At 50.8% G+C, this 19599-nt stretch carries 22 protein-coding genes; all 22 read right to left on the bottom strand.

Annotation, left to right across the window (positions count from 1 at the left end; translation table 11 throughout):
• On the bottom strand, positions 1-669 hold the full coding sequence (locus tag BD_RS03920) for a hypothetical protein (RefSeq protein ID WP_011163404.1): 669 nt from the start codon (positions 667-669) through the stop codon (positions 1-3).
• Complete coding sequence (carA, locus tag BD_RS03915; RefSeq protein WP_011163403.1) at positions 666-1730, bottom strand: glutamine-hydrolyzing carbamoyl-phosphate synthase small subunit; 1065 nt, start codon at positions 1728-1730, stop codon at positions 666-668. Before carA ends, BD_RS03920 begins: the two co-directional genes overlap by 4 nt.
• A complete protein-coding gene (locus BD_RS03910) occupies positions 1730-2632 on the bottom strand; it encodes an aspartate carbamoyltransferase catalytic subunit (protein ID WP_011163402.1) in 903 nt (300 codons plus the stop codon). The genes carA and BD_RS03910 overlap by 1 nt, the downstream gene beginning before the upstream one ends.
• Positions 2633-2667: 35 nt before the next feature.
• On the bottom strand, positions 2668-3342 hold the full coding sequence (lepB, locus tag BD_RS03905) for a signal peptidase I (RefSeq protein ID WP_011163401.1): 675 nt from the start codon (positions 3340-3342) through the stop codon (positions 2668-2670).
• 76 nt (positions 3343-3418) lie between these two features.
• Positions 3419-4126: a signal peptidase I gene (gene lepB, locus BD_RS03900; protein ID WP_011163400.1), complete on the bottom strand. Its 708-nt coding sequence runs from the start codon at positions 4124-4126 to the stop codon at positions 3419-3421.
• Entirely contained in the window at positions 4127-4915 is a 789-nt protein-coding gene (lepB, locus tag BD_RS03895) for a signal peptidase I (protein WP_011163399.1), read from the bottom strand.
• 10 nt (positions 4916-4925) lie between these two features.
• Positions 4926-6725 carry a translation elongation factor 4 gene (gene lepA, locus BD_RS03890; RefSeq protein WP_038451587.1) on the bottom strand — a complete coding sequence of 600 codons (1800 nt, stop codon included), beginning with the start codon at positions 6723-6725 and terminating at the stop codon, positions 4926-4928.
• Positions 6726-6798: 73 nt separating this feature from the next.
• On the bottom strand, positions 6799-7962 hold the full coding sequence (gene metK, locus BD_RS03885) for a methionine adenosyltransferase (protein WP_011163397.1): 1164 nt from the start codon (positions 7960-7962) through the stop codon (positions 6799-6801).
• 124 nt (positions 7963-8086) lie between these two features.
• Positions 8087-8704 (bottom strand): hypothetical protein, encoded by a 618-nt coding sequence (locus BD_RS03880; RefSeq protein ID WP_231839277.1) that lies wholly within the window; start codon positions 8702-8704, stop codon positions 8087-8089.
• A gap of 64 nt (positions 8705-8768) precedes the next feature.
• A complete protein-coding gene (hpf, locus tag BD_RS03875) occupies positions 8769-9119 on the bottom strand; it encodes a ribosome hibernation-promoting factor, HPF/YfiA family (RefSeq protein ID WP_011163395.1) in 351 nt (116 codons plus the stop codon).
• 93 nt (positions 9120-9212) lie between these two features.
• Entirely contained in the window at positions 9213-9692 is a 480-nt protein-coding gene (locus BD_RS03870; RefSeq protein WP_157865645.1) for a hypothetical protein, read from the bottom strand.
• Positions 9693-9778: 86 nt separating this feature from the next.
• A complete protein-coding gene (locus tag BD_RS03865; RefSeq protein ID WP_048349825.1) occupies positions 9779-10330 on the bottom strand; it encodes a 5'-methylthioadenosine/S-adenosylhomocysteine nucleosidase family protein in 552 nt (183 codons plus the stop codon).
• 16 nt (positions 10331-10346) lie between these two features.
• Positions 10347-10844 (bottom strand): adenine phosphoribosyltransferase, encoded by a 498-nt coding sequence (locus BD_RS03860; protein WP_011163392.1) that lies wholly within the window; start codon positions 10842-10844, stop codon positions 10347-10349.
• A 63-nt stretch (positions 10845-10907) separates the two neighbouring features.
• Positions 10908-11663 carry a substrate-binding periplasmic protein gene (locus BD_RS03855; protein ID WP_157865780.1) on the bottom strand — a complete coding sequence of 252 codons (756 nt, stop codon included), beginning with the start codon at positions 11661-11663 and terminating at the stop codon, positions 10908-10910.
• Between the two features lie 400 nt (positions 11664-12063).
• On the bottom strand, positions 12064-13500 hold the full coding sequence (rpoN, locus tag BD_RS03850) for an RNA polymerase factor sigma-54 (protein WP_011163390.1): 1437 nt from the start codon (positions 13498-13500) through the stop codon (positions 12064-12066).
• A 42-nt stretch (positions 13501-13542) separates the two neighbouring features.
• Entirely contained in the window at positions 13543-14265 is a 723-nt protein-coding gene (lptB, locus tag BD_RS03845; protein ID WP_011163389.1) for an LPS export ABC transporter ATP-binding protein, read from the bottom strand.
• Positions 14262-15278, bottom strand: coding sequence for an LPS export ABC transporter periplasmic protein LptC (gene lptC, locus BD_RS03840; protein ID WP_038451572.1), 1017 nt, complete (start codon positions 15276-15278; stop codon positions 14262-14264). The genes lptB and lptC overlap by 4 nt, the downstream gene beginning before the upstream one ends.
• 117 nt (positions 15279-15395) lie before the next feature.
• The gene (locus BD_RS03835) at positions 15396-15986 is read right to left on the bottom strand and encodes an ExbD/TolR family protein (protein ID WP_011163387.1); all 591 of its coding nucleotides are present in this window, start codon (positions 15984-15986) and stop codon (positions 15396-15398) included.
• Entirely contained in the window at positions 15986-16462 is a 477-nt protein-coding gene (locus BD_RS03830) for an ExbD/TolR family protein (RefSeq protein ID WP_011163386.1), read from the bottom strand. Before BD_RS03830 ends, BD_RS03835 begins: the two co-directional genes overlap by 1 nt.
• Positions 16463-16474: 12 nt before the next feature.
• Positions 16475-17140: a MotA/TolQ/ExbB proton channel family protein gene (locus BD_RS03825; protein ID WP_011163385.1), complete on the bottom strand. Its 666-nt coding sequence runs from the start codon at positions 17138-17140 to the stop codon at positions 16475-16477.
• Between the two features lie 28 nt (positions 17141-17168).
• Entirely contained in the window at positions 17169-19292 is a 2124-nt protein-coding gene (locus tag BD_RS03820; RefSeq protein WP_011163384.1) for an AgmX/PglI C-terminal domain-containing protein, read from the bottom strand.
• On the bottom strand, positions 19289-19576 hold the full coding sequence (locus BD_RS18240; protein WP_050792897.1) for a hypothetical protein: 288 nt from the start codon (positions 19574-19576) through the stop codon (positions 19289-19291). The genes BD_RS03820 and BD_RS18240 overlap by 4 nt, the downstream gene beginning before the upstream one ends.
• Between the last annotated feature and the right edge of the window lie 23 nt (positions 19577-19599).

The following is a 19599-nucleotide window of genomic DNA, read 5'->3' as shown; positions in this document are numbered from 1 at the left end:
CTAGATCCCGAGCTTCCCCTCATTGGAGTAAATGAGCTCAGGCTTCACATGTTTATACTGTTCAAATTTATAACGCATTTTAATCAGGCGAAGCATCAGCAGATCCGGATCCAGATCCGGATCTTTGCGATGACGCTTGGCCTCGCTCAGAATGAACTTCTTCGCACTTTCAGGATGGAAGCAGAAGCCGCGGGTGAAGACATAGGAATCACCCTGAGGGATCAAACGCACTTCAAACAACTCATCCTGGTCAAAGCCGAAAACAAACGGAGACGCCTTCACCACCATCACGTTGGAAGAGAAGAAGCCTTTTTTGTTCTGCAGAATATCCTTGATATAGACGTCGCCGTCCTTGATTTTCACAAACTCGAAAATGGAATGGCGGTGCTGCTTCAGCACTTCCAGAGTTTTCAGCTCTTCCTCAGAGAAACGAAGTTCACGCACCAGAAGGCAGGCCTCCAGCGGCGTCTGACCGAAACCCTTCAGTTCACGGGTGAAAAAATACCAGTCGTAGAACTGCGCCATGCGAGACTCATAGTGCTCGGAGTTTTCATCCAGAGTACCGGCGTTTTCAAAGAACTCTTTTTTGGCCATGGCCAATTCGTCCTTGAATGCGTCGCTGACAAAGTGGTTAAGAATTTTTTCGATCAGTTTTTCGTATTCGTTCATATCATCCGCTCTACAAAGTAGCTAAACAGCCCTGAAGCCTCATGCGGCCCAGGACAACTTTCCGGGTGATATTGTATTCCTAAACACTTGCGTTTTTCACTATAAAAACCTGCCACAGTGCCGTCATTGAGGTTCACATGGGTGACCTTCACGTCAGAAGGCAAAGAAGCCTCTTCCACGGCGTATCCGTGGTTCTGGCTGGTCATATAAATCTGATTAAGCAGGGTGTCGCGAATCGGATGATTGGACCCACGATGGCCGAATTTTAACTTGTAGGTCTTTGCCCCCAGGGCCAGCCCCAGAATCTGGTGTCCCATGCAGATACCAAAGATCGGTTTTACACCCAAAAGTTCGCGAACTGTGCCGATGGCCACTTTTACGTCCGCCGGATCGCCCGGGCCGTTGGTCAGCATGATCCCGTCCGGATTGTAAGCCAGAATCTCCTGAACCGAGGAGCGGCTGTTGAAAATCTTGATTTCAGAACAGCGGTTTTGCAGTTCACGCAGGATGTTTTCTTTGCTGCCAAAATCCAGAACCGCCACCTTCGGGCCCACCATGTTTTCACCGCGGCGGGTTTCTGCTTCTTTGCGGGAAACGATGTACACCCAGTCTTTATCAACAGTCTTTTTTGCGGCTATCAGGCTGTCTGCCTTTTTCAAAGCTTCAGCCTCGGAGCCGGCCTGAACCAGTGCCCCCCAGGGAGTTCCGCCCTGACGCAATCGCAAAGCCAAAGCCCGCGTGTCCAGTTCGGTGAGCATCGGAATTTTATTGTCAGTCAGTCGTTTTTTCCAGGCATGGTCGCGTTCGCTGTCCTGAACTTCCAGACAGATGAAGCCCTCGATCCAGAGCTTCCGCGATTCCCAGACAGCGTCTTCAACCCCATAATTCCCCTGCATGGGGGCGGTCATCACCACAATTTGAGAAAAATAAGACGGATCGGTGGCAATTTCTTCGTAACCGGAGTGGGAGGTGTTGAACACAACCTCGCCGGCGCGATCTTCACCACCCTGCCATTGACCGGTGTAGACTTCCCCACCTTCAAGCACCAGATAGCCGCGCATCACTCCCCCTCTTTCAACGTCATTTGAATCAGACTTTGACGAATCAAAACACCATTGGAAACCTGATCCAGCACCTTGCAGCGCGGATCCTTCAGAACGTCGGAATCAAGCTCAATCCCTTGATTGATCGGACCCGGATGCATGATCAAGGCCTGGTCCGAAAGGGACTGCAGATTTTTGGCAGTGAAACCATACTGGTCACGATAGTCCGCCAAAGAATATTTATTCTCGTGACGCTCCAACTGCACTCGCAACGCCATCGTCGCTGTGGACCACTGAAGGCCTTCCTTCAAAGTGGCAAACACACGACATGGTGGCTGGGCCGGAAGAAATTCTTTTGGACCACACAGAGCCACTTCGTAACCCAGCTTTTCTGCCAGCTCAAAGTGAGAGGCCGCAACCCGGCTGTGGCGAACATCGCCCACGATCAAAAGCTTTTGGCCTGAACACGTGCCCAGATGCTTGCGAAGTGTGTAAGCATCCAGCAACGCCTGCGTCGGATGCCCCTTCTTTCCCCAGCCGGCATTCAGAATCGGGGTGCTGATTTTTTCGGAAAGATCTTTCAGATCCAGATCATCCCCACAGCGGATCACCAAAAATGCTGGCTTCATGGCCTCGACATTCAAAACGGTGTCTTCCAGGGTTTCGCCTTTTTCAAGACTGCTGCCCGCGCTGCCATCCAGGCGCAACGGATGGATTCCCAAACGAGCACAGGCCGTTTCAAAGCTCATGCGGGTGCGAGTGCTGGCTTCAAAAAACAAAAGGGCTCCGGTTTTTCCGAAGCCCTGAATAGGAGCCGATTTTGATGCCGCAACAGAGTCGGCAATAGAGAATAGGAAATCGATTTTTGTTTTTTCAAGCGAACGAAGATCAAGAATGGAGAAATTTTTCCTAGACGACATCTAGAACCCAAGACTAGGTACTTGGGCAGACCTTGTCAATGAACCGTAGAAAAAACTCGGTCCCAACGCACTGAAGGATAGCGATCGCCACCCCATTTCTGCTGCCAATCCAGCGAAAGCCAAATTAAAGCCACGCGGCCCACCACCTGGGTCATAGGAACCGTGCCCCAATAGCGCGAGTCGTCACTGGCATCACGATTATCCCCCAACAGGAAAACCTCTCCTGGAGGCACAACCAGCGGGCCGAAATCTTTGTCGTCTGGAGTTTTCTGGAAGATCACACGCCAGGAGTCGGCACCGGAAGTCTCTTTGAAGATATCAAAGAGTTCCGCATTGGGATTATCGGAAGCCGCATCCAATTTTTCATAAGACACCGGTTCGTCATTCAGAACGAGACGGCCTTTTACGATCTGCACCCGATCCCCAGGTAAACCCACCACGCGTTTGACGTAAGTGACTGACGGCTGATTGGGATAACTGAACACCACGATATCCCCGCGAGCTGGCAAAGTCAGATTCCAGCGCTTGGAAGCAAACGGAATCTGCACACCGTAAGACACACGTGAGGCAAAGATGAAATCACCGGGCTTTAGAGCCGGTTGCATGGAACCTGTCGGGACTTTATAAGCGGTGACCAGAAAGTGACGCACAAAAAGTGCACACACCACTGCCAAAACCAAAGTTGTTAGATATTCCCGCCAACGATTCATCCCTAAATCCTAAACGGACTTGGGCGAGACCTTCAAAGCAATTCTGAGGGCTTTCAATTATTTCTTAGACGACCTATTAATCCAAGGTCTTAAATAAACGGTTGAAGCGGATTTGTGAGGGGTCACACACAAACGTCATTGTCGGCAAAGTGCTGTTACAAGATAGCCAGATAACCGACGCTTTTCCGACCAGATAGTCGTTTTTCACAAAACCCCAGAAACGTGAGTCACTGGATTGGTCCCGGTTGTCACCCATAAAGAAGAACTGATCCGGCGGAACTTGATAGACCTGCACATCGGCCGAGTTTTCTTCACTGAGGAAGCGCACCACGTAGGACTTCTGAGTGTTGTTTTCAGTGAAATAATAAAACTCTTTATTGTTCACCAGGGGGCCCTCGTAAGGAGCCATCTCAAAAGCCTTGCCATTGACTGTAATGCGACCGGCGCGGACTTCAATCTGATCCCCGGGCAGGCCAATCAAACGCTTGATATAATAGACATCCGGATTTTCAGGGTACTTGAAAACCACGATATCCCCGCGCTCAGGCGTTGACCATTGCACCAGCCACTTGTCACTGAAAGGGATGTGCAGACCGTAAGCGAATTTTTTTACCAGAATGTGGTCATGGATCAGAAGATTCGGAATCATGCTCCCGGACGGGATCACGAAGGGCTCAAACAAGGCCCAGCGCACTCCCATCACCAGCAGAATCGGAAACAAGAAAGTCAGGATCGCCTGATTCCATGTTCCTTTCAGATTGGGAGTGGCCTTGGGTTCAGACATCTAGTTCACAGAGTGGAAGAAACGTCCCCAGCGGATGGTCAGCGGGTTGCACAGGAACGGAAGCATCGGCACCGTTTCTTCGCAACTTAGCCATACGAACATCGCACGACCCAGGATGTTTTGTTTTGGCAGGAAACCCCACACACGGCTGTCTGAAGAATTCATGCGGTTGTCGCCCATGACAAACAGATGGTCATCCGGAATGGTCACCGGGCCAAAGGTTTCATAGATATCACCCTTGCGAAGAAGGATGGCATGCTCTTTACCTTCTTTGGCAGCTTTGCCCGCCGGCAGGACTTCAGTGAACTCGACGTAGTTTTCTTTGCTATCATTGATATTGCCATCACGCTGGAAGTCCGCATCGCGAAGCCATGCAAAGTCATCCATGTTGGCTGGAACCTTTTTTTCAACCGGTTTGTCGTTGATATAAAGAGTCCCGTTTTCGTAGTAAACCTTGTCGCCCGACTCGCCCACGATGCGTTTGATGAAGAAAGTGCTCATGTCTTTAGGATATTTAAAGACAATCACTTCCCCACGCTCAGGTTCGTTGAATTTCACCAGCCATTTTTCGCTGAAAGGAACACGCAGACCGTAAGTCAGCTTGTTCACGAAGATATGGTCATGAATCAAAAGCGACGGCAGCATCGAGCCCGATGGAATCACGTAAGCTTCGATGAAGCCCCAGCGAATGAACAAAGCGATGAACACCGCCAGGAACAAAGAGCCCCAACCCTCTGTCCAGAAGTGTTTCGTTCTAAAGTCCCAGCTTTTTGGTTGTTTGTCGCTCATGTTGATTCTCCTAGTCTTCGACTTTCAGGATCGCGAGGAAGGCTTCTTGAGGGACTTCGACATGGCCGATGGCCTTCATGCGCTTCTTACCCTCTTTTTGCTTTTCCAGAAGCTTACGCTTACGGGAAATATCACCACCATAACACTTGGCGGTCACGTCTTTTCTGATTGCCCCCAGAGTCTCACGCGCGATGATCTTGGCACCGATAGCTGCCTGGATCGCCACCTGATACATCTGACGAGGAATCAGTTCTTTCATTTTTTCAGCCAGCAAGCGGCCACGGTTTTGCGCCTTGGATCGGTGAACGATCAAAGACAGGGCATCGATAGCCTCACCGTTAATCAGAATATCCAGCTTCACCAGGTCTGATTCCTCAAAACCGACGAATTCATACTCCAAAGAAGCATAACCTTTGGAGATGGATTTCAAACGATCGTAGAAGTCCATCACCATTTCATTCATCGGCAACTTGTACTCAATGATGACTTTTTTGTCGGTGACGTATTCCATCTTCTGCTGGATACCACGCTTGTCCTCGCACAGCTTCAGAATGCCGCCGATATAATCAGTCGGCGTGTGCAGGGTCACTTTTACATACGGCTCTTCAAACTTGGCAATCTGGGTTTCCACCGGCATACCGGACGGATTTTCCAGCATCATCTCGGTGCCGTCTGTTTTTGTGATACGGTAAACAACCGTCGGCGCCGTGGTGATCAGATCCAGATTGAATTCTCGCTCAAGACGCTCTTGAACGATTTCCATGTGCAACAGCCCCAGGAAACCGCAACGGTATCCGAAACCAAGTGCCGCGGATTTTTCAACCTCGAACGTCAAAGACGAGTCATTCAGACAAAGTTTGTCCAAAGCGTCCTTCAGGTTTTCGTATTCAGAAGCCACGACCGGGAAGATACCGGCAAAAACCATCGGCTTGATACGCTGGAAACCTGCCAAAGGCTGGGTCGCCGGGTGTTTTGCGGAAGTGACGGTGTCACCCACCTGAACGTCACGGATATCTTTAATACCACAGACGATGAAGCCCACTTCACCCGCCTCAAGAACATCCTGCATTAACGGGAATGGTTTGTACTTACCCATGCGCAGAACTTCATAGTCACGATCGGTGGCCATGAACTTGATCTTGTCACCTTTTTTGATCACGCCGTCGACCATACGAACCAGGACAACAACGCCCTGATAAGCATCAAACCAAGAGTCGAAAATAAGAGCTCTTGGTGTCAGGCTGCGGTCCGCTTTTGGTGGCGGAACTTTTTCAACGATCGCTTCCAGAATATCGGTGATACCGATCTTTTCTTTCGCCGACGCGTGAATGATCCCTGTGCAATCCAAGCCGACAGTGTCTTCGATCTGCTTCGCAACACCTTCTGGATCTGCGGACGGAAGATCAATCTTGTTCAGAACAGGAATGATCTCAAGATTATTTTCCATGGCCAGATAAACGTTCGCCAGGGTTTGTGCTTCCACCCCTTGAGCGGCGTCAACGACAAGAATCGCGCCTTCACAAGCGGCCAAAGAACGGGACACTTCGTAAGAGAAGTCCACGTGCCCCGGTGTATCGATCAAGTTGATCTGATACATGTTGCCGTCTTTGGATTTGAAATCCAGACAGACTGTTTGAGCTTTGATGGTGATGCCGCGTTCGCGCTCAAGTTCCATGTTGTCGAGGAACTGATCCTTTTTCTCACGATCCGACAATGAGCCGGTGGCGGAAAGAAGACCGTCAGCCAAAGTAGATTTGCCGTGGTCGATGTGAGCGATAATAGAGAAATTGCGTATGTATTTAGGATCCATGGGCGGTAGTATAAATAAGAAGCGCCGAGTTGCTAGTGACAACTCGGCGCAATGATTAAGGTTTTATAAAAATTTAAGCCAAAGTCTTTACAGCGTCTTTCAGCTGGTCGACCTTGTTCAGGCGCTCCCAAGTGAAGGACTCTTCGTTACGACCAAAGTGGCCGTAAGCCGCTGTCGGGCTGTAAATCGGTCTTAGCAGGTCCAGATCCTTTGTAATGCGAGCTGGGCGCAAATCGAAGACCTGGCGGACCGCTTTTTCAAGCACTTCCGGGCCAACTTTGCTTGTTCCGTAGTCATTCACAGTGATGCTGACAGGCTCAGCCACACCGATCGCGTAAGCCACCTGAACCAGGCAGCGTTCCGCAAGACCCGCTCCCACGATGTTCTTCGCGATATGACGTGATGCGTAAGCGGCAGAGCGGTCCACTTTGGAAGGATCTTTACCAGAGAACGCGCCACCACCGTGAGCACCGTGACCACCATAAGTGTCCACGATGATTTTACGACCGGTCAAACCCGCATCACCCATTGGACCACCCGTTACGAAACGGCCTGTTGGGTTGATGAAGAATTTGGTTTTGGAGTCGATCCAGTTGCCTGGGATGGATTTTTTGATCAGCTCTTCAGTGATGAACTCCTGGATTGTGGAGTTGGAAACACTGTCGGCGTGCTGAGTGGAGATAACCACTGCATCGATGCGTTTTGCAATGCCGTTTTCGTACTGAACAGTCACTTGGGATTTTGCATCCGGGCGCAACCAGTCCACTTTGTTGGCTTTGCGAAGAGCCGCCAGGTCTTTCACCAGTTTGTGAGACATCGCGATGCTCAAAGGCATCAGCTCTGGAGTTTCGTTCACAGCGTAACCGAACATCAGACCCTGATCACCAGCGCCTTGATTGTCAGAAAGAGTTTCTTTAACGCCCACCGCGATATCCGGGGACTGCTGACCCACGGCAATCATCACGCCGCATGTTTTGTAGTCAAAGCCCTTGTCAGAGTGGTCGTAGCCAATGCGTTTTACAACATCACGAGCCACTTCAGAGAAGTTCACTTTTGCCGAAGTTGTGATCTCACCGGCAACAACCACCAAACCGGTTGTCAGCAGGGTTTCACAGGCAACACGGCCCTTCGGATCCTGAGCCAGGATGGCATCCAGAATACCGTCAGAGATTTGATCGGCCATTTTGTCGGGGTGACCTTCGGATACAGATTCACTCGTAAAGAGATAGTTTTTCACTGCGTTCGTTCCTCATTAGGGAATGGTGTTAATGAGCTCGGCCCCCTCTGGGACCATCCTAAAATACAGTCAAATTGAGCTGGAATTTAGCGAGCGGCCAAACTATCAAAAGCACCCGGAGGGGTCAAGGATCCTTGGGTTTGTGGTGATAAAAATAAGCCAGTTCTAGGAAAAACACTGTAAAGCCTCCAACCAGGCCGATCAGCCCCAGGCCAATCATAAACTGAGCCAGGGTGCGCCCCAGTTCGCTGATCGAGGATTCCGGCACCAAGCCCTTGTTCTGAAACAGGAACATCAGCATATAGGCCCCGACAGAAAGAAAGGTCCACACCACCGCATGAAAGCGTTTGGTCAGCAGCCCCACGATCAACGGCAGCACCGCAAACCAGATCAGTGTCGGAGAGAAAAATCCCCCTGTAAAGAACGAGAAGGAAAACTGAAAGACCATCCCCGAGATCACCATGTTGTAGGCGGCCACCGGCATGGAGCGGGTCCAACGGTAAACCAAAGGAGACAGGGCGTGCAAAATCGAGCAGGTAAAGCCGATCTGAGCCAGGGTCGGATCTTCAACGAAAAATAAAGAGATGAAGCTGTAGGTCCACATCAGCAGACCGGTAAGAAGCGTGATCAGAAGCAGCAGGCGCCATTTATAGTGACGGACGTGCAGGTCTTCCTTCACATCCAGGGAAAAAAGGGAGGTTCCCCAATGAATCTGTTCTTCCTGTTCCAAGCAACGTTCCAAAATACAAGAGGTGGATAATTCCACCTCCTTAGTATAATCGCGGATCAGAAAATTTGCACGAAAATCACGCCGCCTTTTTCCAGCGTGAGAACGTCTCCTGACGTGCTCCCTTGGTGAGTTCTGGCTTTTTGTGATCCTTGTATTGCTTGTTGGTCTTCAAAAACTGTTTCTCCATTTTTTCGGCACATGCGTCCACAGCACCATAGACATCAGGACCGTATGCAGTCGCCTTGAAATATTTTTCGCGGGTGTTCACGGAGATCTCAACGCAGAATTCATTTTTTACCTTACTGAAATACACGTTGCCGTAACCTTCTCTAAGCAGGAAGCGCCCCACCTCGGCCATTCTTTCTTCTGTGTAGGTCTCAAGGGATTCAGAGTGGTCCAGATGCTTAAAGGTGTAGTTGAGTTTCATGTTTTCTCCTTCTCAGCCCCTTTCAAGGCCTTTGATTGCTTGCTGGACTTCTTATCGGTCCAGCCGGACTAAAGATGAGCCCTATTTTGAGACTCATTTGGTTTTTCTTTGGGTTAATAAACAGGCCTTAAAAATTTCATCGTCCTGCTTATTGTTGAGATATTTGGCAACCGGGCTCATGGCGGCAAAGGCCTCTTTGCACTGACCACGGCTGAATTCGAGCTTTGCGTCGAAATAAGAATCACGAAGGGCCGCGGGCAGTCGATCCACCGTTCTGGGCTCAGCTTCGCCGCTTTCTATTTTTCGTTTATATTCACGGAGCGCATTTTCTGACTTGCGGCGCAGTTCCCGGATGTCAGAATACTTCGGCACATGGGACGGGATCTTGCGGGACGTGTCCAAAGCCCCCTCATAGTTGCCGGCTTCGAAATACACCTGCGCCTTTTCGTGCAGGGCTTCGATTTCAGCAGGATCCATTTTGTGTTTTTTGGAGCCAAAGGGGTTGGCAATCAGCCCCAGGGTCAGTCCCGTCAGGGCCACGGCATACATGGCGATGTTAGCTGGCTTGATCATGGAAAACTTATCGGCAATCCCGGACCAAAGATGAGGTTTTTCCATGTTCCAAAAAGAGACGGGCCCCTGTCGGAGCCCGCTCAATTCTAACTTGGGATGGTCACCATTTTTTTATAAAATTCCAGAAGCTTTTTAGCCCCATGAACCAGATTGGCCTCCCAATCATTGTGGGCATTGTGATCCGCCCCGTCGGTGATGTACTTCAGTGAGATCAGCTGCACGTTCATTTTGCGACAAACCTTGGCCAGGGCATAACCTTCCATGTCCACCAGCTCGCAAGGCACTTTTGGAGTGCCGGTTTCAAAGCTGTCCCCTGTGCCACACACCCCATGAGACAGCTCCGGGAAGTAAGGAATCAGGTCAATCGCTCCTGGAAGCGGATCAAACGGTGTTTCACCGACCTTGAATCCCAAAGGGGAAATGTCCATGTCTCTTTGCACGAAGCTTGAAACCTCGACAAGGTCATGGGTTTTAAAACGGGAACTGCCCGCGGTTCCCAGGTTGATCATGACTTTGCACTTGGTTTTATGAATCACATCCATAGCCACCAGCGCGGCATTCACTTTGCCAATGCCGGTATAGACCACAGGGATATTTTCTTTTTCAAAGAAGCCCTGAGACTCGCCCGGAAGCGCCATCACCAAAGCCACGTCATTAATATTGAACAAGCGAAGCCACCTTTTGATCGTTGTAGGTCATCTTGTTAAGGAACGTCAGATTGACCAGAACTGCCACTGACTCCACGGAGTACCCGGCCAGCAGACAGAGGTCAATCGCCGCCTGCAGCGTGCCACCGGTCGCCAGAACATCATCCACGATCACCACATTCCCGCGGCCCGGAGGAAGCTCAATTTCAGCTGTACCGTACTCCAGAGCATAGGAAACCTTGCGCGTCGGAGGCGGCAGCTTCCCCGCTTTACGAATTGGCAGGAAGCCTTTTTTGTGAGTCGCCGCCATGTGGGCTGCCAGGATAAATCCACGGGATTCAATGCCGGCGAAATAATCCACATGAGTCAGATCGACGTGCTTTAAAAGATTGTGGGAAACAAAACTGAGGGCTTCAGCGTTTTGCAGCAGCGGGGACATATCACGGAAAATAATCCCTGGCTTGGGGAAATCAGGAACATCACGAATCAGGCTCTTTAAATCCACGGGCCACTCCTTGGCAGTTGCACCCTTATTCTTAAGGGAAACCCTGCTGTGAGTAAAGGAAATCTATTCCACCATCAAGCCCGGAAAATAAAGAGGCGCGCGGAACTGCGCTGGTTGATATACCAGCGCAGCCACATTCACACTGCGCTGACCTTCGGGCCCAACCCAGTTTTCCAGAATGTTTTTATAGCCGGAAGACGCCTTGAGCAAGGCCAGGCCCACTTCAAATTTCTTTATCAGACCTTTGGCGTCCGAATGCTTTTTTGAAAAGTGCACATAGATGGGCTCTTCACTCATCTCGATGATGACTTTGAACCGGTCCCGGAATTCCGGTTTGTTTTTCAGATAATAATAGAAAACATATTCATCGATAGCGACATATCCAACGCGCCGGGAATTCAGCATCATCAGACTGGTCAGATCATTGGCCGTAAAGACTTTGTTGATTTTGGAGTTTTCATCAAACTCCACCCCGAAGGGAAATCCATTCGGCAGCGCCACAGTGCGCCCCTCAAGATCTTTCACCTTTTGCACCTTTGTTGAGGTCCCCGTGCGCAAAGCAACGATCAAACCCTTGCTTTTGAAAAGTGGCTCTTTGGGAAAAAGAAAATCCGCATCCATCTCTTTGCTGCGCGCAGAATTAAAGCAGGCCACAAACTTACCACTTTGGGTCTGCGCCAGACAGCGCGGATAAGGCACTTGAAAAAGCTCCACATCCTCACCGACATTCTTAAAAGCGGCCCGCACAATATCCACGGACATGCCCACAGCCCGCCCCTTCTCGCGAAAAGCAAACGGCGGCCAAGAATCCTCCACCATCAACTTCACAGGAGCACACCAAGCGTCAAAACAAACAAGAATTACCAGCAAGAAACCAAATCGACCCATCCCTGCTACTTAACAAACCAAGAACCCTCAATACACCTTACACTTAAGTAATCACTAAACAATCTCACCGACACTTTCGGAACAAACCCCAAAAAGCTCCCCATTCCCCTCCCAACGCGAAAGCAACACCATACGCAAAGAGCTTCCTTCCTCAAAAAAAAAGAAACACTTCGAACATCAGCATGAGGGCTTGGGATGAGCTATCCCGGGTCGACTGCGAGTTCCGCAGCGAGGAATAAAACGACGAGAAACAAGAAGGGGAAAAACGAGCGAGGACTGTCCGAAGCAGACGGCCCGGGATAGCTCATCCCAAGCCGTTCTTCGCAAAAGACTAGAAGTACTTCTTACGTTGAGAAGAAGGAAGAATCTTAAGAACGTCGCGGTATTTGGCCACCGTACGACGTGCGATCTGAATACCTTCGACCTTCAGCAAATCCACGATCTTTTGATCGGACAATGGATTTTTCGGATCTTCCTTGGCCACCAGATCCTTGATTTTGATTTTAACTGACTCGGAAGCCAGTGAATCACCATCCGAAGAGCTGATACCGGAATTGAAGAAGTATTTCAGTTCGTAGATACCCTGTGGTGTGTGCACGTATTTCGCCGTGGTCACACGGCTGACCGTGGATTCGTGCATGCCGATATCATTGGCGATATCACGCAGAACCATCGGTTTTAAGTGCTCAGAGCCTTTTTCAAAGAACTCGCGCTGGTGTTTTACGATCGACTCAGTCACCTTGTAGATCGTGCGCTGTCTTTGGTGAATGGACTTGATCAACCAAACGGCAGAACGAAGTTTTTCCTGGATATAATCCTGGGTCTTGTCGCCGGTGGTTTTGCCACCTTTAAGCATGTTTTTATAGAAGTTGGAGATTTTCAAACGCGGCAAACCGTCTTCATTCAAAGACACCACGTAATCATCACCCACTTTGTAAACGTAAACATCCGGAGTCACATAGTGCGTGTCACTGCTGACAAACGCACGACCCGGCTTTGGATCCATCGCATAGATGATTTTGCAGATTTCCACGATGTCTTCAACGTCGCGGTTCAGGGCTTTGGCGATGGCCTCGTAGTTTTTCTTTTCCAGATCCTTCACATGATTTTTGATCAGCGTGACCAGATCGTGGGTGTCCTCTTCCATGTGTTTGGCCTGGATCAGCAGACATTCCTGCAGATCGCGGGCACCCACACCCGGGGGATCAAATTCGTGAATCAGGGTCAGAGTGTCTTCCAGCAGGGCCAGATCCACTTTTTCCTCTTCAGCGATCTGCTCCAGAGGAACTTTGATATACCCGTCATCATCAATGGCGCCGATCAGGGCGTCTGCGGCTCTTTCCTCTTCTTCAGAGAAGCCGTTCATTTTAACTTGCCAGTAAAGGTGATCGTGCAGGGTTTGAGACGCCGTGATGACGTTCTCATAGTTCATGATCTCTTCAGAACCCGCCATGCCGGACTGTGGAGGCTTTTGGTTGGCTTCGATGTAGGATTCCCACTCGAATTCATCCTGCTTTTGCGGATCCTGAATGTTCTGCTGGTCCGGAGTTTCGGAATGCTCAACTTCGTTGGCAGCCTCTTTGGTTCTTTGAAGGTCTTCTTCTTTCAGCGCGGATTCGGCTTCTTCCAGAATAGGATTTTCTTCCAGCTCGGAGCGCACAGCCGACTCCAACTCCATACGCGACATCTGCAAAAGCTTGATCGCCTGTTGCAGCTGTGGAGTGATTACCAGAGACTGGCTCAGGTTCATCGTCTGTCGAAGAGCCATTAAAATTTCCCTTTCCCAAGAACCGTAACAGCCGGGATGGCTTTACAGCTTAAAGTTTTCGCCGAGATAGAACTTACGTGCCAATTCGGAATTTGCGATTTCATCAGAACTTCCGCTGACCTGAATCTTCCCGTCCTTCAATATATAAGCATAGTCGCAAATGCCCAAAGTCTCACGCACGTTATGATCTGTGATCAGAACTCCTATACCTTTGGCCTTAAGTTCGCGGATGATATTCTGGATGTCAGCGACCGCAATGGGATCGATCCCCGCAAAGGGCTCATCCAGAAGAATGAACTTCGGCGACCCGGCCAGGGCGCGGGCGATCTCCACACGGCGGCGCTCCCCCCCGGACAGGGCATAGCCATAACTGTCGCGGATGTGACCGACGTGGAAGTCCCCAATCAACTGTTCCAGCTTTTCAGAACGGGACGCCCCAGAATAACCATGAGCCTCCAGGGCCACGATGATATTTTCTGCCACGGTCAGTTTGCGGAAAATGCTGGGCTCTTGAGCCAGATAGCTCAGACCCACGCGGGCGCGTTTGTACATCGGCTCCTGAGTGATATTGGTTTCATCCAGGTTGATCGTGCCGGAATCCGGCTGAACCAGACCCACGACCATATAGAACGAAGTGGTCTTGCCGGCACCGTTCGGGCCCAGCAGGCCTACAACCTGACCGGACTCCACAGAAAAAGAGGCGCCATCAACGACCTTGCGCTTTTTAAAGGACTTAGAAATGTCTTTGATGGTGAGCATGCTCATTGATCTTTATTCTCCACCTTCGCTCGTACTCGTTCCACTTTAACCTTTTTTCCGCCTTCAAGGAAGACGATTTCCTCTCCGGTCAGCTCATCATTATTCTGGATCACCTTGGGGCGACCCTTGAACGTGTACTGATTTGCCAGCAGGTCCAGATTCACACTCTCGGAGGTGGCGAATTTGTCCACGTCACTGACGCGCACCCCGCCTTTCACCGCCACGGAACTGAGAATATCCGCGCCCTTTCCATAAAGGAATGAAGCCTCGGGCCCTTCCAGTTTCATGTTGTCATAGTTCATGCGAACAGCCCCGAGGAAGCGGGCCTCGCGGCTTTTACCGCTGAATTCGGCGCCGTCCGCGGAAATATCAAAAGTTTTTCCGTCCTTCATCGGCTTTTGCGCCGTCACCTTGTTCTGAATCAGCATCTTGGACTGCTCAACCAGAACCTTCATGCTGGCGCCCTTTAAAAACAGACCGCCGCCGGAAGAATCCCTAGGCCCCTCCATCAGCACCTGCTCGGGGCTGACTATTTGACGGGTCTTTGACGAATAAAAAATTGATGGCGTCTTAAAAACATAGCCGTTCTCGGACTTGGTCACGACATTTCCGATAACACTCAGATCTTTGGATTTATCGTCGATGGTACCCTCATCCCCGGTGACGGTGAACTCGAGCTTTTCCTGGTTATAAAAAAGCACCCGCACTTGCTGCAGACTCCACTTGCCGCCGGCCTGACTGCCCTCAGCAGAGACCGCAAACAACTCCCAGTCCCGATTGCCGGACTGGCTTTCCACCAAGTGCACGCCGCCCATTTTTTGATCGGCCAGACTGGAAGGACCCGGATCTTCCTTGATGCCCTTTTTCTTGCGTTCTTTGGCTTCTTTGTCGCGTTTTTCAACCCGCTGGCGCAGGGCGACCTCGTCCTCATGCTCCAGATGCGATGGGAAAATAATAAGAATCTCGACGAACAAAGCGACGAGAAGAGCCAGAAAAATATAATTCTTATATTTACCCATAGATGACAAGAATCTTAAACCATCACAGACCCGCGGTCAAAACTTCCGCGTCGGATGCTGTACCGGGATGAAAAACAAAAAGCCCGGTTTTCACCGGGCTTTCATGTATTTTTATTCTTAATTCGAATTCGTTTCCTGAGGAAGCTTGGTCACCGCAAAGTTGATTTCGCCAGCCCCGGCCTCTGTCACAGTGAACAGAACCTTTTTGACCGTCAGGAAATCCACGCCTTTGTCGGCCTGAATTGTGACTTTGCTCCAGGCGTTGGGGTCTTCCTCCGCCTCTCCACGTGTGGTTTCGACCACGTCGCGAATCTTGTTTTGAAGCTTGCCTTCCTGTTCGGTACGGGATTTCACCAGAGCCTCAGCCAAAGTGTCCTTCAGCTTGGGAATCAGCCATTCTTCCGTGCCCTTGACTTCGTCAAAGGTCGCCACCACGTCCCTGTCCAGCAGAATCTCGTTGCTGGAAATCGTGATGACGTGAGCAGGCTTCAGCTCACGCACGCTGGTGGCCTTTGGCAAAACCACATCCTTCGGGATGTAAAGAATTTCACCCGTGGCATTGTAGTTCTGCAGCAGGAAAATAACCAAAACCGTGAACATGTCGACCATCGCTGTCAGTGACAGCAACGCCGTCACGTCACGCTTCCCTTTTTTCTTGCTTAAAATATTGTGATAACGATGACGTTCACCAGGTCTGAAGATGGCCATTACTGCGGCCCTCCCGTCGCAACGGATATTGCCGAGAACCCTGCGGTCAGACAGTTATCCATTGCCTTGATGAGTTGTTCATAGGGGATGACGTCTGCAACGGAAACAATCGCATCCACTTTTTCAGGATACAGCTGTTTCACACGCTGCAGTTGCGCCACAAGACCCGCTTCATCAAATTGTTCGTTCACCATGGGAAGGCTGATCACTTGTTTCCCAACAGTTAAAACATAACCCATTTCCTTCACATCCACTTTCAGCACCACATCGGCGTTCGGTGGAGGTGTCGGATTGGGTTGCGTGTCCGATTTCTTCCCATAGAGGGAACTACCAATTTGAATCATAGACACTTGAGTCCAAACGGCCGTGATAAGCAGGAACGTGATAAGAACGCTCATCAAGTCGATGAAAGGCACGAGGTTCAGCTCGATATTCTTTTTTCTGCCGCTGGAATCGCCGCTATCTATGTGAGCCATTGAAAACCTCTGTTAGTCTTTGATTTTTTCTCTGTTTGCAACAACCAGGTTCAACAGACTCATGCTGGTCTCAACCACTTCATTTTCTGTTTTCTGGATGCGGTGCTGGAACAGACCGTAAGCCACGATAGAGATGATCGCCACCAAAAGACCAAACGCCGTACAGTTCAGGGCGTGGGAAATACCTTTGGAAAGTTCCAGAGCTTTGGTTGCAGGATCGGCTGCCGCCACCGCACGGAAGGAACCGATCATACCGATAATCGTTCCAAGAAGACCCGCAAGTACGGCCACGTTACCGAAGACCGCCAGGAAGGAAGTCCAACCTTCCACTTTTGGCATTTCGCGCATCACTGCTGCATCCATTGCCACTTGCACTTCTTCATCAGGACGCTTGTTCATCGCCTGAACAAGACCCGCTTTTACTGTATTAGTCAAAGGAGCCGGGCGAGCATCACAATAGCTGATGGCCTGGCGCAGATCGCCAGCTACAACCATTCTGAAGATCTGGTCAGTGAACTCTTTTTTGTCCACGGCAAGATTTTTAAGCTTCATCATTCTTTCGATGATCACAAAAAGCGCCAGAATGGCGATAACTGCGATCACGTACATGACGAAACCACCCTCGGCGAAAGCACGCTGGATGAAATTCATGTTGTCTACTGTAACTGTTGGGTTCACGGGAAGTTCTCCTTCTTAAAAACTTTAATTAATTAGCCTGATTCAAAACAAACGGGTACGCCTGTACTTCAGCTGTCATTCCGGTCGGTGGCTCTGGGAACACCCAGCTTGCCAGACGACGGCGGATACATTCTTCCACTCCAGGGTTGCCCAGTGTGGAATCGACAACTTTCACGTTGCGTGCCTGACCTCGCTCGATGATCTCCCAAGCAAGAATCACTTTACCTTCCATCTTCTTACCCTTCTCAAGAGTGTTCAAAGCCCGCTCGTAGCAGCTTTTCACCTCGTTAAGTTTAGAGCGGATCACACGACGGATAGCTTCTTTGTCAATGGTAGCGTCGAAGGATTCTTCAGCACCACCGCCTTCGATAGCCACTGTGGTCTTCGAACCGAAGCCCTCAGACGCACCGTAAGCAGCCTGACCTGACCCACGACCCTTGGTGCCGATTCCGGCGATACCTTGAGTTGCGGTCCCTTTTCCACCAGCTCCGGCATCCTTGAATTTGGATCCCAGATCATCACCAGCACGGTCTTCATTGAAGCCCGCCGTTCCGGTCGCCTTGTCGGCCATACCCAGAACCTCACCGGCTCCAGAGTAGGCTTTGTCGATGTTGGCGCGGCTGCCACCGCCACCGAAGGCGCTGAACAGACCCACTTTGGAAAGATCTTTGTTGGAAGACTGAGCATTCGCACCGGCCGTGTTACCCGTTTTGATCGCGCCCCCCTGACGAGTGGACGTGAACTTCTTGGTGCGGTCTTTCGCGTTGGGCTTCGGAGCCACTTCGCTGGCTCTTGCCGCCACTTGGGCACGCTGAGCCTGCTGTCCGGTCGTTCCTTTTTTCTGTGCTTCCTTGTTCGCATCAGCCACAACCACTTTCTTAGGTGGAGGCGGAGTCGGCGTCGCCACCGGTTGCGGCGGCGGAGTCGGAGGCACTGGTGGAGGAGGCGTCGGGGTCGGCGTTGGCGCCGGCGGTGGATTAGTGAACACCACCTGGGCAATACGCTGAACCTCTTCCTGCTTGTTTTCCTGCCAGTCTTTCGGAATGGTTGCGGAAATATACAAAGCCAGCAGTCCCACGATAATCAGGGACATTGCCAAACCCGTCATTTCAGAACCGGAAAGCATCATTGGAAGCATCGGCACCGTTGGCGCCTGCGGAACGAAGCGGATGTAAAGGCACAGGTTTCCACCCGGCAGATTCACACACAGCATTTCGTTCTGATCCACGCGCACACTGTAACCGTTGCCGCCCTTTTGTGCCTTGCCGGATTTGGCAAGGTCTTCCACGTGCTGGGTCACGCCGCCAGAGATCACCATTTCGGTGTCCATCTCGTTGGTGGTGTTCACACGCAGACCTGCAGACATGTCCAGCAGCGGATAACCGCGCGGCACCAGTCCGTCAGGAAGAGCCACAGACAAGTCCCCGCCCGCATTCACGCGGATGGTTTTGTTGCCCTTGAAATGATAAGTCGTCAGAATGCGCTCTTTCCAGGTGACCAGAACTTCGACCGTCGTGCCTTTACCAGGCTTCAGGTGCGATTTCAGATTCTGAATCTCGCTTGGAGGAGCGAATGTTTTGCTTTTCTTGGCCTTTTTGTAAGAAGAGCGTTCTTTGCGGATCTCAGGTTTTACCGGAGCCGTAGTCAGAACAGGCTTTTCCTCGGCCTTCGGAGCTTCCACTGGAATGCTCGGAGTCACCGCCGGGATCACCGGAGTGACTTTGATTTCTTCCGTCTTCACCACGGCCGCAGGCGGCATGGAGGGCTCCGGCTTTGGCGGAGGTGGCGCTGGCACTTCAGCCACTGGAGCCACAGCTTCAGAAGCTGGCGCGCCCGGAACCACTTTAGGCTTCGGCACACCCACAAAGAAGGCAATACGGAAAGGACCCACTTCGATTTCATCGCCAGAAGCGATGGCTTCATCCAGAACAGCCTGCCCGTTTTTGAAAGTCCCCTGAGAGGAACCCAAATCACAGACATACCATCCGTTGTCACGAAGTTCGATCAGACAGTGAATGGGTGAAACGCCGTCGGCATCCAGATCCAGATGCACTTCAGCATTGTGTCCGACCACGATTTGATCCTGATCGAACTGTTTAACACCAACGAGCTGATTGTTTTTGAAAATTCTAAATATTAACGGCGATCTCAATTAGCACCCCGGACCCGCTGGATATCCTCTGTTGTTCGTCTCATCTCGGGTAAAAAGTTTTCTCTCAACTTGATCAATCTCTTATAGTTGAAGTTTTTCTTCTGAAAGAGATAAAACAGTTCCGGCTTTTGCGTCGACCCCTCAACCAACTCGTCCTCGAAGTTCAGCGTCGCTTTCTTCTTCGTGGTCGTTGTCGTTGTTGTGGTCGTGGTCGTCGAGGACCGAGAGGATGACTGCGCATGGCTCACTTCGAAAATGAAAAGTGCGGCCAGCATAATTGTCATGTGTCTTACGTATCGCAACATAG

It is taken from the genome of Bdellovibrio bacteriovorus HD100, from assembly GCF_000196175.1.
In the GTDB taxonomy this organism is placed as follows: Bacteria; Bdellovibrionota; Bdellovibrionia; order Bdellovibrionales; family Bdellovibrionaceae; genus Bdellovibrio; species Bdellovibrio bacteriovorus.
Note: the sequence above shows the minus strand (reverse complement) of the source record. Positions and strands in the feature narration are given on the sequence as shown.